Raw genomic sequence first — 14,720 nt, 5'->3', positions numbered from 1 at the left:
TGGGAATAGCTAGATTAATCTTCAAGAAAAATAAACATTTCTATCGATGGTGAATTAATTTTTTAAAAAGTGTTTTTGTACAAAATGATCTGAGTAGTTAATAATTGGCTCGATCAGTTCAAACGCCATAAGTCCTCCTACAAAAAAAGTATTGTTTTTGCCTTGCAGGTTCTCCAATTTATCGTAGAAGCCTTCCTTAAAATCTAAGGCAGAAACATGGGGAAAATAAGTCCATCGATCATGGGTATAGCATTCGATATTTTCTTTACTTCCAAGCTGATTATATAGGTTTCGGGCTTCTTGGATTACCTGATCACGGTCTGGCTTGTCCCCCTCAGAAGTTCGGCTATAGAAAGAGACCAGTGGATTGCCCTCAAACTGTTGAGTCACTACATATGGCGTACCTATTTTCTGTACAGGTAATACGTTTATCAATCTTCTTTTTAGTCCTTTTTCTCTAATGTCTTCCAAAATGAAAGTAGTCATACAATAAGGATTAGTTTTTACTTTGCTGAATAGATATCTTTCTTCTTCAGTCATCATCTGTTTCTTGTTTTTTTTATTCAGGAACAAGTCTTCTAATACTTTGTTAGTCAGTGGAGTAGCTATAATAAGATAATCGAATTCTTCCTCTTTTTCTACCGTAATCACCTCATTCATATTGTGCTCTTTAGTTTCGTATAGAATCTTTATTCTTTCACCTCTGGTGATTTGAGTAATGTTGGCATTTTTGATAACTGAAAGATTCCAACTCACCTTTTGCCAGAATCTTTGGAAACCATAAATAAATCGTTTTGGCCAGCGCGTGGGCATTCCAGATCCGAAAACGAGCATATTCCAGAAAGTAGGAATACTCATGTAGGTTAAGGCATAAGGTGCGGGGATCTCATCAATTTTCCCATATCCCATCAGTGTAATTGGGATTTCAAAAAGCTTTTTGAGGGCCATAAGTTTTTTGTCAACAAGCCATTCCTCAAAGGTACAAGTCAATTCAGGATGTTGACTTACACCCGAAAAACCTGCTGGAGGGAGGTGTTTAGTTACTTTTTTTCGTTCTATGAAATACCGAATCGATTGAATGGCAAACTTCCAAAATGACCCTCCCTTTGTTACTGCTGTCAGAATGTTACTATATTGATTAGTCTTTGGGTCAAAGCAAGTAGCTTTAGTTTCGGTATAAAGTTCAGCCTCTACTTCCTTAGCTATAGCTAAAGTTTTTTTGTAGGCTGGAGTTAGATAGTTTGCTCCCAAGTCAAAAGACTTATTTTCAAATGTGATGCTATTACAAAGACCTCCTACTTCAGGTAGTTTTTCTAAAATAGTCACTTTTGTAAAACCTGCTTTTTGTAAAAAATAACCTGTAGACAAACCACCTGGCCCCGCACCAATAATACAGATTTCACTTTCTTTATTGATTTTAGTTTTCATAATTTGAATTGTTATAAAAATTCTTCTAATAAGTTAATTTGATTGCAAAAAATTGCTTCTTAAAATATTTAAACTTTGTATATTAAAATAAAAATGACGGAAAGAGATTTTTAATTTTATTCTAATTTATTCATGCTTCTTTAATTTCTCATTAATTTTTAACAATTTACTGAAATACATGAATTTAGCTAATAAATATCCCTTTGAAAATGTAGTTTTTGAAGGAGGAGGAGTGTTGGGAGTAGCCTACCAAGGAGCCTGGGAGGTGTTAGAGCAACACGGTATTTCTTCCCAAATCAAGCGAACTTGTGGTACCTCAGCTGGCACTATTTCAGCCACCATGATATCTTTAGGCTATTCGGCGAATGACTGTAAAGAAATTCTAATAAATATGCCTTTCAAGAATTTTAAAGATGGCGGATGGTTAGGGCTTTGGAGGTTGTTCTATAAATATGGCTGGTACAAAGGGGATTGGATGATGGATTATTTCGAAAATCAATTGATCGCTCCCAAAACCGGTAATCCAAAAAGTACTTTTAGAGATTTGAAAGAAAAAGGTTTTCTGGAACTCCGCCTAGTGGGAACAAATCTCACCAGAGATAAGAGCCAGATTTTCTCATACCACCACACTCCGGATATGCCGATTGGTCTGGCGATGAGGATTTCTACCTCGGTACCCTTTTTCTTTCAGCCTGTGGCCTTTGATGGGGACTGTTATGTAGATGGAGGTGTTTTGCGCAATTATGCGATAAGCGAATTTGACAAGCATCAAGAAACGAGTAAATCGATTGGTTTTTTTTTAAAAGATCCCAACAATCATCCAAAACCCATAACTAATATTGTTTCCTTTAAGCAACACTTTATGTCTGCTATGCGGAATCAGTTGTATGTGGAAATCAAAAAAGAACCTGTGGATTCGCAAAGAACAATTTTTATCGATGACCTTGGAATTGGCTCCTTAGATTTTTCAATTTTGCCTGATCGTCGCCTTGAACTTATGGAACAAGGGAAGATCGCCACTGAGAAATTTCTGAAGAACTGGGATAAAAATCATCAGGCGATTTGAACTACGTTTCCATGGAAATCATACTCTATTCTTCTAGGTAGATGAACCGTGGCTATCGGGCCATCTGAAACTTTCATCGCATCAAAAATGGTCAATCTACTTTTGTTAGCTAGTGTGTCATAAACTACATTCAAAAGATAACCAACCCCTTCAGGAGAGTCTTTTTCCTTGGGGGTAAATACGGCTTCTCCGGTAAAGCAATTTTTACCAAAAGAATAAGAATCATTTTTTCCTGTGCTAAAATCTCTATGAACCAAGGTGTTCCAAAGTCCTTCCTTTTGCTCTGCGTCTTCAAGCATCACAAAATAGCCATGGGTATGTTTTTTAGTGGCAAATCGCTCATCCATGTTTGGGAATTCCATTGGATTATCGGTAATACGCTCCTCTTTCAGTTCTCCCGTAACTCTATTTAATCGCCATCTGACAAAAACTGCAACTGGATCTAATGAAAATGGAGGGCTCGGATTTTCAGTTTCAAGATCCAAAAGCGGGATTCGTTCATATTTAGAAACATCTGTGATGAGCCAATCTCCTTCCTCATGCATGTTCATATTGTGAAATACCCAGCAGACTGGAATTTCAAACCATTTAATGTCTTTATCAGATCCATTCCTAGGCATCACTCCAAGTCTAGCTCCTTTTTCCGGCATCCATCGAAAAGGCTCTCTGGAGCCAATGTTTTTAATATCAAATACTGCAGGAAGATGATAAAACATCACGTAATTTTCACTTAAGCCAAAGGCATGCATCATTACGCCATAAGGAACAGTTATTGGCTCATAATGAGCAATCTTGCCATTTAGTCCGATTTTGTAATATTGAAAAAACGGAGGCAAGGCATTGTAGCCCATTGTGAAACTTTCCTTTGTGAAAGGATCACTTAAGGGGTGGGCAATACTAGGCCCTTCTAGTTTATTTTCATAATTGTAAATACCGATAGTCGCCATATCGGAGTCGATTTCATAGGGCTGTCCGATTTCATCGAGCGCTAGCAGTTTATCTCCCTGTCGGAGCACGTTTGTATTTGCAGCATTTAATATGCTCGCAATACTTTCATATTGAGATCGAGTGGGCCCTTTTCCCAGTAAAGTCCGAATACCTAGTTTGATAAGGTTGAAAAAACCAAATTTTAAAGCTCGCCATCCTTTTAGGGAAGTTGCCATGCCTGAGCGGATACCGCCAAAAAGCGCTTCTCCGGCTTCATTTTCAAGGAGCCATTTTTTTGTTTCGACGTATTTATTTTTATATCGAACTTTACCATTTTCAAAATAAAATGCGTTCATCATTCCATCGCCATCAAACCAATGATAGTACTTCATATCGCGGGGTTTAAAGCGAGGATTCGGACCAGTTCGAATAAGCATTCGACCATTTAATTCAGAAGGAATAGTGCCTTCTATTTTAAGATCTTTGAATTCCTCTTCTTTGATGATGGGTGAAAAATTCCCGTTGAGGTAGGCATTATCTGTTTTGCCAAAGGGTTGGATTTTGCTCATAAAAATTGTGTTTTCATCAATATAAAAAATATTCTTATCTCTACAGCAATTCCCCATTGGCTTTATAATGAGATCGAACTGAATGATTACTCAGATCATATCATCTGAAAGGCAACCTTGGGATAATACTATTCTTGAAAATTTTTCAATAATCCAGTGAAGGGTGCTTTTAAGAAAAGTAAAGAATGCGGAGAAAGAAAAGGTATATGGGAAGGTGATTTGCTTCTCTAGATGTGCCAAAAAATGCAAAAACCCCTTCAAAATTGCTTCTGAAGGGGTTTTGTGTACCCAGAGCCGGAGTCGAACCGGCACGCCTTGCGGCATTGGTGTTTGAGACCAACGCGTCTACCGATTCCGCCATCTGGGCATTCGGTAAGTCTAACTATTCGTTTGACTTGGCTCCATTCCTTTCGGAACGGGCTGCAAATATGAAAACAATTTCTTTTTCCTCCAACCTCAAGGTTTCACTTCCTGCAATTTTTTTGAGCTGAAAGCAATTGGCCTTGCTGTGAAAAGTGCCTTTGTAAAACCCCAGACTGTTTTAAAAAGCTCAGAATCACGGTATTGATTTAGTGCTTCTTCACTTTTCCAGTGGCTATAAGTCAAGAAAATATTTTTTTCATTTTCATCCTGCCATAGCTCCAAGTGATCACATCCCGGGAAATTCCTGATGGACTGCTTGTTTTTCTCGAAATTCTCAAGAAAATCTTCCACTCGATCTTCCTGAAATGTCATCCTGACTACGCGTACCAACATTAAGCTTCGAAATTTATATATACTACACTGTCATATTTCAAGCCAAGTAAACTACCCCCTTGTCCATGATAGATTCCAATTTCCAAAAGATCCAAACTGTTGAAGAACGCAAAGCAATCTCCAGGCTCCACCTGATCGTAACCTTTGTTAAGTTTTGTCAATGTTTCTCTTCCAAAATCAATCGTGAATTTCCCGGGATTTAGTTTGTCGAAAATATCCTTTCGTATGTTGGTGATGAGATTTCCATATGGATCTACTCTCAATACATGACCTATGATTTGTTCGCGAGTTGCTTTCGGCTGCCGGGACATTAACTTTCTGAAATTGGTTAATGGTCCTCCGAAATCATGAATTGAAGCCCCACTGGCTACTTTTCCAGCGATTGGGGCTAGGATATCTTTGGCTGGGAAAGTCGAATCTTTTAAATGTATATCCGCAAACTGTACCATGATTCCAGGATCCTGATCAGCTAAAAGGCTGAGAATACCGTTGTTTGGCCCAATAAAAATATGCTCTTCAAGCTTTATCCCGATATAACCATGCGTGATACTCCCAGTCGTATTCACCGCGACTAAATGAACGGTGCCTTTCGGGAAATCCCGAAAAGAGGATCTGAGAACAAATGCCGCATGAGCAATATCAAATGGAGCGATATTATGAGATAAATCGATAATATTTAGCTGAGGATTAATTGCCAATAATTTGGCTTTCACCGCAGGTACGTAATAATCTTGATCCCCAAAATCTGAGAGGAATGTCACTAATGCCATAGAAGCAAGTCAATTAAAATTTTGTACTTTTGTTAAGGAGGGATTCGAACAAAAATAGAAATTTTAATCTTTTGCCCTTAGAGAAAAATTAAATCAATATATCAGCTTGGTCGAAAAAGTAATCACTTTAGAAAATGTCCCCCTGGCAGAATTTTTAGGTCAGGCAAATGAGAACATCAGGCAAATTGCCGCAGCCTTTCCCCAGAGCAAAATAATTTCAAGAGGAAATGAAATCAGAATTCAAGGGGGAGCACCAGAAATCCTTCGGATAAACGATGTAATCAACCTTTTGCTTTCCCATTTTGATCGGTTTGGTCACCTAACTCCTGAAAATGTTAAAGACTACCTCGATGTTGAAGGAATTCCTTTTGAGGAGGCTAATCGGGATCAGGTCATTGTTTTTGGAAACAAAGGCCTTGTCATCAAACCAAAATCTCCCAATCAGCGGAAGCTTGTAGAAGCAGCCATGAAGAATGATCTCGTCTTCGCGCTGGGGCCTGCAGGTACTGGAAAGACTTATATCGCTGTAGCTTTAGCAGTGAGGGCTTTGAAAAATCGCGAAGTGAAGCGAATCATCATTACTAGACCAGCGGTGGAGGCGGGAGAAAATCTTGGTTTTCTTCCAGGAGATCTCCAGGAGAAACTGGATCCATACCTAAGACCAATCTATGATGCACTTCAGGATATGGTTCCGCCGGAAAAGCTGAAATATTACCAGGAAACAAGAGTGATTGAAATTGCTCCTCTGGCTTACATGCGAGGTAGAACCTTGCACGATGCATTTGTATTGCTTGATGAGGCTCAAAATACCACCAGTGAGCAGATTAAAATGTTCTTGACTCGAATGGGTCCAAACTCTAAGGTAATCATCACCGGAGATCAAACACAGGTTGACTTACCAATAAGGCAGAAATCTGGTTTATCGGAGGCACTTAAGATTCTGAACGGAGTAAAGGGAATAGGTGTAGTGAGTCTTAGTGGCAAAGATGTGATTCGACATAAATTAGTAAAAGCCATTATTGAGGCTTACGAGAAAGATGAAGCAGTCAAAGAAATAGCGAAAAGTGAGTCTGCAAGTAGAAAAAATAACTGATCAGAATGAGCTGGATTCTGCTTTTAAGATCCGAAAGGAGGTTTTTGTAGAAGAGCAGAAAGTGAATGCAGAAGATGAATGTGATGAATTTGAAGATTCGTCTTTTCATTTTTTAGCCAAGCTTGAAGGAACTCCGGTCGGCACAGCTAGATGGAGATTTACTGAAAAAGGAGTGAAATTAGAGCGATTTGCAGTTTTAAAGGAAGCCAGAGGAAAAGGAATTGGTCAAGCATTGGTCCAATATGTATTGGAGGATATCGCGACTCATTCGAATGCAGATTCTAAAACAAAATATTTACACTCTCAAATTTTAGCAATTTCGCTCTATGAAAAATTCGGTTTTAAGAAAGTAGGAGATATTTTTGAGGAATGTAATATCTTGCATTTTAAAATGGAACGGAGCTAGGTTTTTATCTTCACCTTAACGACATAATCATGAAAAAAACAATTTTATCTCTTGCATTAATTTTGGCCTTCGCTATTAGCGGATACAGCCAAGATGTTATTTCGAGTAGCAGTAGAAATACAGGTGATTTCTCCAATGAAGTAAAAGTTAATTTTTTAAATCTTATCGTGTTAGCTTCGGTTGAGTTGGGTTATGAGAAGTACTTGGGTGAAGATCATTCCTTAGATTTACAACTTCATATTAATGATCGATTTGGCTATAATTCTCAGAGTGGGGACAAAAACTACAAAACAAACTCAGTTCAAGCAGCTCTGAACTTTTATTTCGGAGATAACGAAAATGGTAGATTTTACATTTACCCACTTGCAAAACTTCGATTTGGAGATTTTGAGGAAGTAGAAAATGGGGATTTGGTCACTACAAATATGAATGCATTCATTCTCGGTGCAGGAGTGGGGTATAAGTGGGAGTTTTCCCAAAATTTTGCATTTGGGCCTTATGCTAGCATTGCTCGAGGATTTAGCAGCGAAGTTTCTGATCGGTTTTCTGCTGTAGAGGTGAATGGAGGATTTAGTTTAGGGTATAGATTTTAATCCAAATAAAAATTAATTAAAGGCCCACCTTGGGCCTTTTTTTTGCGCCTTTAATTGTAAATTAAGGTTTTAATTTTTTTCACAATGAGGTTTGCTGACTATCCATTTTTACGGTATCTCCCCATTTTGATTGGCGGAATATTGCTTTCTAAGAGAATTGCATTTCCAGATTTTGGTTTGGTTCTCACTCTCTTGGTAGCAGGTTTATTGATCTATGGTTTCATTTTATACAAAGTGAGTTTTACAAGAAAAGGACTTTTGCTAGGCGGAATTGGCTATGGGTTACTTTTTCTTACTGGAATTTTCTTGGTAAGGTTAAATGAAGCTTCGCAAACTGCTTTTCAGAATTCTGAAACTATTGAAGGATATCTAGCCGAAGTGACTCAATATGATGTGGCGAAACCCAATTCCTTTGAAAATTTGCTTCAAGTAAAGGCAGTTTCGACAGATGGAGTTTGGGTTAAATCGGATGAGAAAGTCTTGGTCTATCATCAAAGTCAAACTCCATTTTTGCCAGGACAGATTATTTGGGTAAAGTCAGAGCCGGAATCTATTTCGGCACCTTCAAATCCGAATGAATTCAATTACAAGGGTTTTCTGGCTAGAAAAGGGATCTTTTCGCGGCAGTTTTTATCTAAAAATTTTGTCGTTTTAGACTCTTCCATTTCCACAAAACCGCAGCATGTACTTTCTCACCTTAGATTCAAGATAGGGAAGCTTCTTCAGGATAAAATTCCCGATCCTGATTCAGAACAAATAGCTTTGGCACTTTTGCTTGGACAGAAGCAATATTTGGATCCCAACATCAGAGATGGCTATGTTCAAGCAGGGGTCATGCACATACTAGCTGTTTCAGGATTGCATGTTGGGATTATTTATGCGCTTTTTCTAATGCTATTGAAGCCTTTGAAATTGAGTAAAAAATGGGCGAAGATTTACCTTCTTTTTGTAGTCCTGTTGATTTGGGTTTATGCATTTTTAACAGGTCTGTCTCCATCAGTTGTCCGTGCAGCGACTATGTTCAGTCTGCTTTCTTTGGGTCAGATGCGGGAACGAAAACCTTCGATTTTCAATATTTTGGCCTTCTCTGCGATGCTTATGATAGCTCAAAATCCAGCTGTCATTTTCGAAGTGGGATTTCAGCTGTCATACCTTGCAGTAGGAGGGATCGTTTTGATCCAACCTTTGATTTTGAATTGGTGGCTTCCCTCGAATCGTTTTTCGGAGTATCTATGGCAGCTAACTAGTGTCAGTTTAGCTGCTCAATTGGCTACTTTTCCCTTATCTATTTTTTATTTTCATGTTTTCCCTACTTATTTCCTTTTGGGGAATCTGTTTGTTATTCCAATTGCCTTTTTGATCATGCAAATTGGCGTTCCGTTGATGCTTCTTGGTTGGATCCCTTACTTAGGCGATTTCCTAGGCTGGATTTTATCGTTGTTAATCTGGCTTCAAAACTTCATCATACAATTGATTCAACTGATCCCCGGTGGAAAATTGGATCGGCTTACCATCGATTTTTCCAGTATGATTTTGATTTGGGTAATCTTACTGATATGGGCTTCTTGGGCCATGTCCAAAAGGAAAAATCTTGTCTACTTTCTTTTTGTTTTAATATTGATTTGGTCTGGAGTTCAATTGGAAAAAGAGATTTCCAAGCCTTCGGAAGAGCTATTGGTTTACCAAAGCAAAGATGGGTTTGCCATCGATTATAATCTGGAGGGGAACCTTTATTCTTGGAATCAAGGAATAAAACCTGAAAATTTGAGCTATTTGGTAGATCCAAGTCGGATAGCGAATGAATGGGACCGATTCCCAAACCCAATGTTCATGATGTTTTTGGATGAAGACAAAAAATCAATTTTCCCATCTCCTATTCGTTTTGACGATTCAAAAATGACATTCCACTTTGTCTCTCAAAAACCTAAATTAATTCAGGTTTGGGAAGATGGGAAGTGGGTGGAAACAAATTTAAGTGATTCGGTTTCGCTCAATGAATCTGCTATTCGAATAGTTTTTTAGGCTACCTTTTTGGCTTTGGATTTTTCTGAACCTAACTTCATGCAAACAAGAATTAGCCCAAATGAATGAAGCTGTACTCACCCAAGTTGCCGATCGAATCGGTTTTATCACTCTTAATCGACCAGAAAAGCGGAATGCCTTAAGTCCTGAACTGATCTCAGGTTTGATTTCTGCTTTTGAGGCGATGAAAATAAATGATGAAGTAAAGGTGATTATCCTTAGAGCGAATGGAAAAGCATTTTGTGCAGGAGCAGATTTGGCTTATTTGCAGCAGTTGCAGGATTTCACCTACGAAGAGAATCTGGAAGACAGCCAAAGATTAAGGGGGTTGTTTGACCTGATTTACAATTTTCCCAAAGTTGTCATAGCTGAGCTTCAGGGGCATGCTTTAGCAGGAGGTTGCGGATTGGCAACGGTTTGTGATTTTGCATTCGCAGTTCCAGATGCACTTTTTGGCTATACAGAGGTAGCCATAGGATTCGTGCCTGCATTGGTTTCTGTATTTTTGCAGGAGCAAATCGGTGGCGCAAAAACTCAGGAGTTATTACTTTCTGGGCAATTAATTTCTTCTTCAAAAGCAGCTGAACTGGGACTGATTACAGAAGTTGTTTCCTCTGAATTTTTGCAAAAGTCTGTCCGTGATTTTGCAGATAAATTAATTCTTAAAAATTCAACTTTTTCCTTGCGCGAGACGAAGCTTCTTCTGAGAGAATTGAACAGAGAATCCCGGGAAAAATCTCTCAATTATGCTGCAGAATTGAATGCGAGAGCAAGGGCTCATCCGGATTGTAAAAAAGGAATCTCGGCTTTTCTTCAAAAAACTAAACCTGAATGGTAAATGCTGCAAAAAGCTAAAGAAATCCTTCAGCAGGTTTTTGGTCATGCTGACTTTAGACCGGTTCAAGACCTGATTATCGAATCAGTCTTGGAAGGGAAGGATACGCTTGCGCTTTTGCCAACGGGTGGAGGGAAATCGCTTTGCTTCCAAATTCCCGGCCTGGTGGCTCCAGGGATTTGCCTGGTGGTAAGTCCCCTGATTGCCTTAATGAAAGATCAGGTAGATGGCCTGAAGGCAAAAGGAATCAAAGCTTCAGCGATCTATTCAGGGATGAGTTTGAGAGAGATTGATCGGGTACTTGACAATTGTATCTATGGAGATTATAAATTCTTATACGTTTCTCCAGAGCGATTAAAGTCAGATTTATTCTTGGAGCGCTTTAAGCAGATGAATATCAATCTTATCGCTGTTGATGAAGCGCATTGTATTTCCCAATGGGGATATGATTTTAGACCGTCTTACCTGGAGATTGCCGCGATCAGGGCTTTTCATCCCAAAATACCTATCCTTGCCCTGACTGCTTCAGCTACGCCGCAAGTCTGCAAAGACATTCAGGAAAAGTTGGAGATGAAAAACCCCAATTTTTTCAGGAAAAGTTTTGCTCGGGATAACTTGAGTTACAGCGTAAGGCTGATAGAAAACAAACTTGAGAAAGGATTGGAGATTCTGAGTCGAATCCCAGGTTCGGCTATTTGGTATGTGCGAAACCGACAGGCAACTCACCAGATTGCAAAATCGCTTTATCAATTGGGGATTTCGGCTGCAGCCTATCATGCAGGTCTTTCGATGGAGGATCGAAATCAAAAGCAGGAGGCATGGAAGACAAATCAGGTTCGAGTGATAGTAAGTACCAATGCGTTTGGAATGGGGATTGACAAGCCAGATGTGCGGGTGGTGATTCACAGTGATATTCCCGAAAATCTTGAAAATTACTATCAGGAAGCTGGTCGTGCTGGTAGGGATGGGAAGAAAGCCTATGCTGTTTTATTGGCAAATGAGAATGATTTTGAGCAAATTTTGGAGCGGGCTGCACTTGTGTATCCGCCTATTGATTTTCTCAGAAAAGTCTATCAATGTCTGGCAAACTACTTTAGAATAGCTGTTGGAAGTAATATGCTCAGCAGTTTCGATTTTGAATGGAATGAATTTGCTCAGACCTATAACCTGGGGATTCTAGAGACCTTTTATGCACTTAAGGTTTTGGAAGAAGAAGGCTTTATAGGATTGAGTGAGAGTTATTATTCTCCTTCAAAAATCCATTTTTCGGTAGATCCTTCAAGGCTTTATGAAGTTCAGATTGCTTATGCAAAATTGGATCCCTTGGTAAAAATCATCATGCGGACCTATGGTGGAAATGTATTCTCAGAATACATCACTATCAATGAATCTAAACTTGCAAAATCTTTAGAAATGAAAGAGCATGATCTGATCAAATCACTCAAGCAGTTGGAGCAGCTAGAGGTCATGGTCTATGATCAGCGAAAGGACAAACCCCAAATCACTTTTCTAACTCCTAGATATGACGCGGGCAAGCTGCCTTTGAATTTTAACCGAATCAAACTAAGGAGGGAACTGACCTTAGAAAAAGCCACAAAAATGGTGGCCTATGGGCATCAAAATCAGATATGCAGAACGCAATTCATTCAAGAGTATTTCGGAGAAAGTGCTGATAAGGTTTGTGGTGTTTGCGATTGGTGCATTTCTGATAGGAAATCAAAGTCCCCAGAAACAGTCGAAATCAAGCTTAAAAACAAGATTGTGGAAACTTTAACCAATCACAGGGAGTTAACAGAACGTCAGGTATTCGATAGCTTGAATCTGCCTGCATCTGAAAAAAACCTTAAAATCCTTCGACTGATGGAGGATGAAGGAACTGTCAATCAACTTGCTTCCGGCAAATTTACTTTAACAACAAATGGGTAACTTCTTCGATGATTTGTATCAAAAAGTGTTTAAGTCATCGGAAAAGATTCCTTTGAATCATAAGGAAAACTTTGAGCTGAAAGAGCTTGATAGTGAAGTGGCGGAGAATTGGTCTTATAGTGCAGAGGGCATTTCAGTTTTGGAGAAAATTTACAAAAGCTACGCCTTCAAAAAACTTCAGGTCAATGAATCTCCCCAGGTGCATATCTTGGATTCAAAATATGCAAAAGGCTTTGCAGTGACTTATGAAGAACCCTTGACACCTGAAACATTTTCAATGCTTTTCTTGGCATTTGCCCAGCGAGTTTTAGCTTTGGGATACAAGCAGGTAAGTCTTGATCGCAAATTGGAGGAAATCAACGAGCAGGTGAGATCTACGGAGAAGTTTTATTTCAAGCCTCCCTTGCAAATACCCGAAGAAAATGCCCTAATTTCTCAGCTTTATGGAAATGTGGCAATTGAAAAAATAACCCTTAATAATCAGCCTAGTTACTTAAAAGTGTTGGCGACCTTTTACTCAGATCGCTTGTATGAGGACCCCAAGCCTTTTGATGAGTTTTTGGATGGATTATTTGAAAAAAGATAAATGGATAGATTAGAATTTAGTAAGCAACTTAGCAAGTATCGGACTCCCTACGAGGAAGAATCAAGTTTCATAAATGATTTTTTGAAATTGACAGAAGATTCACTCGCTTACAAAAGGGAACGATTGGATGGTCATTTTACTGCCTCAGCTTGGATCGTAAACCGCAAGCGGACGCATACGCTGTTGACCCTTCATCGTAAGCTAGGTCGCTGGCTTCAGCTTGGAGGACACGCAGATGGGAATGAAGATTTGCTTGAAGTAGCAATGAAAGAAGCTACAGAAGAAAGTGGTCTGAAAAGTTTGAGATTCGTGGACGAGACCATTTTTGATTTGGATAAGCATATTATTCCGGAGCGACCGCATGTACCGGAGCACTTTCACTTTGACGTCCGATATATTTTGGAAGCAGATATTGCAGAACCTTTGCAGAAGAATGACGAGAGTATTTCCTTGGCATGGGTTGCCTTTGACTCTGTTCAGGATGTGATTGGGTACAATCCGTCAATCCTTCGAATGCTTGAAAAAACCAGTAAATCCGAAATTCTATTATAATTCATGCAGAAAGCTGATCCTGCAACTCTTGCTCAAGAGTTTGACTTTTCGATTCCTATTCAGATTCGTTTCTCAGATATTGACGGCTACATGCATGTCAATAATGGGGTTTATTTTAGTTATTTTGAACATGCCCGAGCTGCTTTTCTCAATGATTTCTGCGATTGGAATGTAATGGAAGTAGGAACTGTGGTTGGTAGAGTTGAGATCGATTATTTTCGTCCAATCCACCTGGAGGATCAAATTCAAGGATTGGTCAAGTGCACTCGCTTGGGAAATTCCTCATTTGACATCGAACAATACTTGATCGGAACTACGAAGCAGGGAAAGTCAGTTACGTTTTCGCATTGCAAATGTGTGATGGTCTCCGTAGATATGAAGACCATGAAGCCGACATCGATTCCTGTGGCGTTTCGGGAGAAACTTTCGCTCAAAGACTGATCTAATTAGTCTAACCCCTATCTTTGCCCAAAATTTTATTCTGTGAAAAAGCTTTTATTTATAGCCGTGACATTGATTGCGCTGGTAAGTTGTAGTCCTAGTGAAGAAGAATTGATGATCGCTGGAATGGAGAAAATGGATACTCAGTCTTGGAAGGAGGCTGTTACCTATTTCGATCAATTATTGGAGAAAAACCCCACAAATAGTCAAGCCTTGAATGCAAAAGGAGTTGCGCTTTTTCAACTTGGGGATTTCAAAGAAGCGATCCCAGTTTTTACAAGTGCTATCAAATCAGATTCTTCATCATACAAGCCTTGGTTTAACCGGGGCAACTCTAATCTGGAATTAGAGAATTTTAAGGAGGCGGTATCCGATTACAATATGGCTAATCGCCTCGATCCTAATCAAACTGATATTTACTACAATCGTGGTCTGGCATTGCTCGGGATGGAGGAATACGAGGATGCGCTACTGGATTTTGATGCAGCGCTACAGGTGAACCCAAACCAGGCATTGGTTTTTTTCAATCGAGGCAAAGCTCAGCTAGGGAATAATGATCCTGCCGGAGCCCTGGAATCACTTACCAACGCTGTTAATTTGGATGGAAAAAATGCTGCTGCTTATTACCTGTTAGGTGTAACTCGAATGAGTGCTTTAGAACAGAAAGAAGAAGGTTGTGCAGATCTGAAGATGGCCTATTCATTAGGGTATGAAGAGGCGAAAACTTGGATTGAAGATTTTTGCGACTAA

General features: G+C 39.2%; 15 protein-coding genes and 1 tRNA gene. 11 read left to right on the top strand and 5 right to left on the bottom strand.

The features are described 5' to 3' along the window. Positions 1–54: 54 nt before the first annotated feature. On the bottom strand, positions 55–1,428 hold the full coding sequence (locus BVC88_RS10140; RefSeq protein ID WP_075350560.1) for an NAD(P)/FAD-dependent oxidoreductase: 1,374 nt from the start codon (positions 1,426–1,428) through the stop codon (positions 55–57). Between the two features lie 178 nt (positions 1,429–1,606). Between BVC88_RS10140 and BVC88_RS10135 the strand changes: the two genes are divergently transcribed. Beyond that, a complete protein-coding gene (locus BVC88_RS10135; RefSeq protein ID WP_075350559.1) occupies positions 1,607–2,494 on the top strand; it encodes a patatin-like phospholipase family protein in 888 nt (295 codons plus the stop codon). Here BVC88_RS10135 and BVC88_RS10130 read toward each other — a convergent pair. The 4 genes from BVC88_RS10130 to BVC88_RS10110 all read right to left on the bottom strand — a co-directional run bounded on the left by BVC88_RS10130 (position 2,482) and on the right by BVC88_RS10110 (position 5,516). Next, positions 2,482–3,990 carry a carotenoid oxygenase family protein gene (locus BVC88_RS10130; RefSeq protein WP_075350558.1) on the bottom strand — a complete coding sequence of 503 codons (1,509 nt, stop codon included), beginning with the start codon at positions 3,988–3,990 and terminating at the stop codon, positions 2,482–2,484. The two genes, BVC88_RS10135 and BVC88_RS10130, sit on opposite strands and share 13 nt — an antisense overlap. Before the next feature lie 285 nt (positions 3,991–4,275). Continuing rightward, a tRNA-Leu gene (locus tag BVC88_RS10120) sits at positions 4,276–4,357 on the bottom strand. A gap of 89 nt (positions 4,358–4,446) precedes the next feature. After that, positions 4,447–4,746 carry a putative quinol monooxygenase gene (locus BVC88_RS10115; protein WP_075350556.1) on the bottom strand — a complete coding sequence of 100 codons (300 nt, stop codon included), beginning with the start codon at positions 4,744–4,746 and terminating at the stop codon, positions 4,447–4,449. Continuing rightward, the gene (locus tag BVC88_RS10110) at positions 4,746–5,516 is read right to left on the bottom strand and encodes an SAM hydrolase/SAM-dependent halogenase family protein (RefSeq protein WP_075350555.1); all 771 of its coding nucleotides are present in this window, start codon (positions 5,514–5,516) and stop codon (positions 4,746–4,748) included. Before BVC88_RS10110 ends, BVC88_RS10115 begins: the two co-directional genes overlap by 1 nt. A 106-nt stretch (positions 5,517–5,622) precedes the next feature. Between BVC88_RS10110 and BVC88_RS10105 the strand changes: the two genes are divergently transcribed. The 10 genes from BVC88_RS10105 (at position 5,623) to BVC88_RS10060 (ending at position 14,720) form a co-directional block, all read left to right on the top strand. Further along, the gene (locus BVC88_RS10105) at positions 5,623–6,609 is read left to right on the top strand and encodes a PhoH family protein (RefSeq protein WP_075350554.1); all 987 of its coding nucleotides are present in this window, start codon (positions 5,623–5,625) and stop codon (positions 6,607–6,609) included. Further along, positions 6,581–7,015 carry a GNAT family N-acetyltransferase gene (locus BVC88_RS10100; protein ID WP_075350553.1) on the top strand — a complete coding sequence of 145 codons (435 nt, stop codon included), beginning with the start codon at positions 6,581–6,583 and terminating at the stop codon, positions 7,013–7,015. Before BVC88_RS10105 ends, BVC88_RS10100 begins: the two co-directional genes overlap by 29 nt. A gap of 29 nt (positions 7,016–7,044) precedes the next feature. After that, a complete protein-coding gene (locus BVC88_RS10095; protein WP_075350552.1) occupies positions 7,045–7,608 on the top strand; it encodes a DUF3575 domain-containing protein in 564 nt (187 codons plus the stop codon). Between the two features lie 84 nt (positions 7,609–7,692). Further along, entirely contained in the window at positions 7,693–9,630 is a 1,938-nt protein-coding gene (locus tag BVC88_RS10090; protein ID WP_075350551.1) for a ComEC/Rec2 family competence protein, read from the top strand. Between the two features lie 61 nt (positions 9,631–9,691). Beyond that, complete coding sequence (locus tag BVC88_RS10085; protein WP_075350550.1) at positions 9,692–10,468, top strand: enoyl-CoA hydratase/isomerase family protein; 777 nt, start codon at positions 9,692–9,694, stop codon at positions 10,466–10,468. Next, positions 10,469–12,391, top strand: a complete 1,923-nt coding sequence (locus BVC88_RS10080; protein ID WP_075350549.1) for a RecQ family ATP-dependent DNA helicase — start codon at positions 10,469–10,471, stop codon at positions 12,389–12,391. Continuing rightward, positions 12,384–12,977, top strand: a complete 594-nt coding sequence (locus BVC88_RS10075; protein WP_075350548.1) for a hypothetical protein — start codon at positions 12,384–12,386, stop codon at positions 12,975–12,977. Before BVC88_RS10080 ends, BVC88_RS10075 begins: the two co-directional genes overlap by 8 nt. Beyond that, the gene (locus BVC88_RS10070; protein WP_075350547.1) at positions 12,978–13,529 is read left to right on the top strand and encodes an NUDIX hydrolase; all 552 of its coding nucleotides are present in this window, start codon (positions 12,978–12,980) and stop codon (positions 13,527–13,529) included. A 3-nt stretch (positions 13,530–13,532) separates the two neighbouring features. Further along, positions 13,533–13,970 (top strand): acyl-CoA thioesterase, encoded by a 438-nt coding sequence (locus BVC88_RS10065; protein WP_075350546.1) that lies wholly within the window; start codon positions 13,533–13,535, stop codon positions 13,968–13,970. A 42-nt stretch (positions 13,971–14,012) separates the two neighbouring features. Beyond that, positions 14,013–14,720 carry a tetratricopeptide repeat protein gene (locus BVC88_RS10060; RefSeq protein ID WP_394332876.1) on the top strand — a complete coding sequence of 236 codons (708 nt, stop codon included), beginning with the start codon at positions 14,013–14,015 and terminating at the stop codon, positions 14,718–14,720.

It is taken from the genome of Algoriphagus marinus, assembly GCF_001936475.1.
Classification (GTDB): domain Bacteria; phylum Bacteroidota; class Bacteroidia; order Cytophagales; family Cyclobacteriaceae; genus Algoriphagus; species Algoriphagus marinus.
The sequence above is the reverse complement of the archived record's forward strand: the minus strand, read 5'-3'. Positions and strand labels throughout refer to the sequence as shown.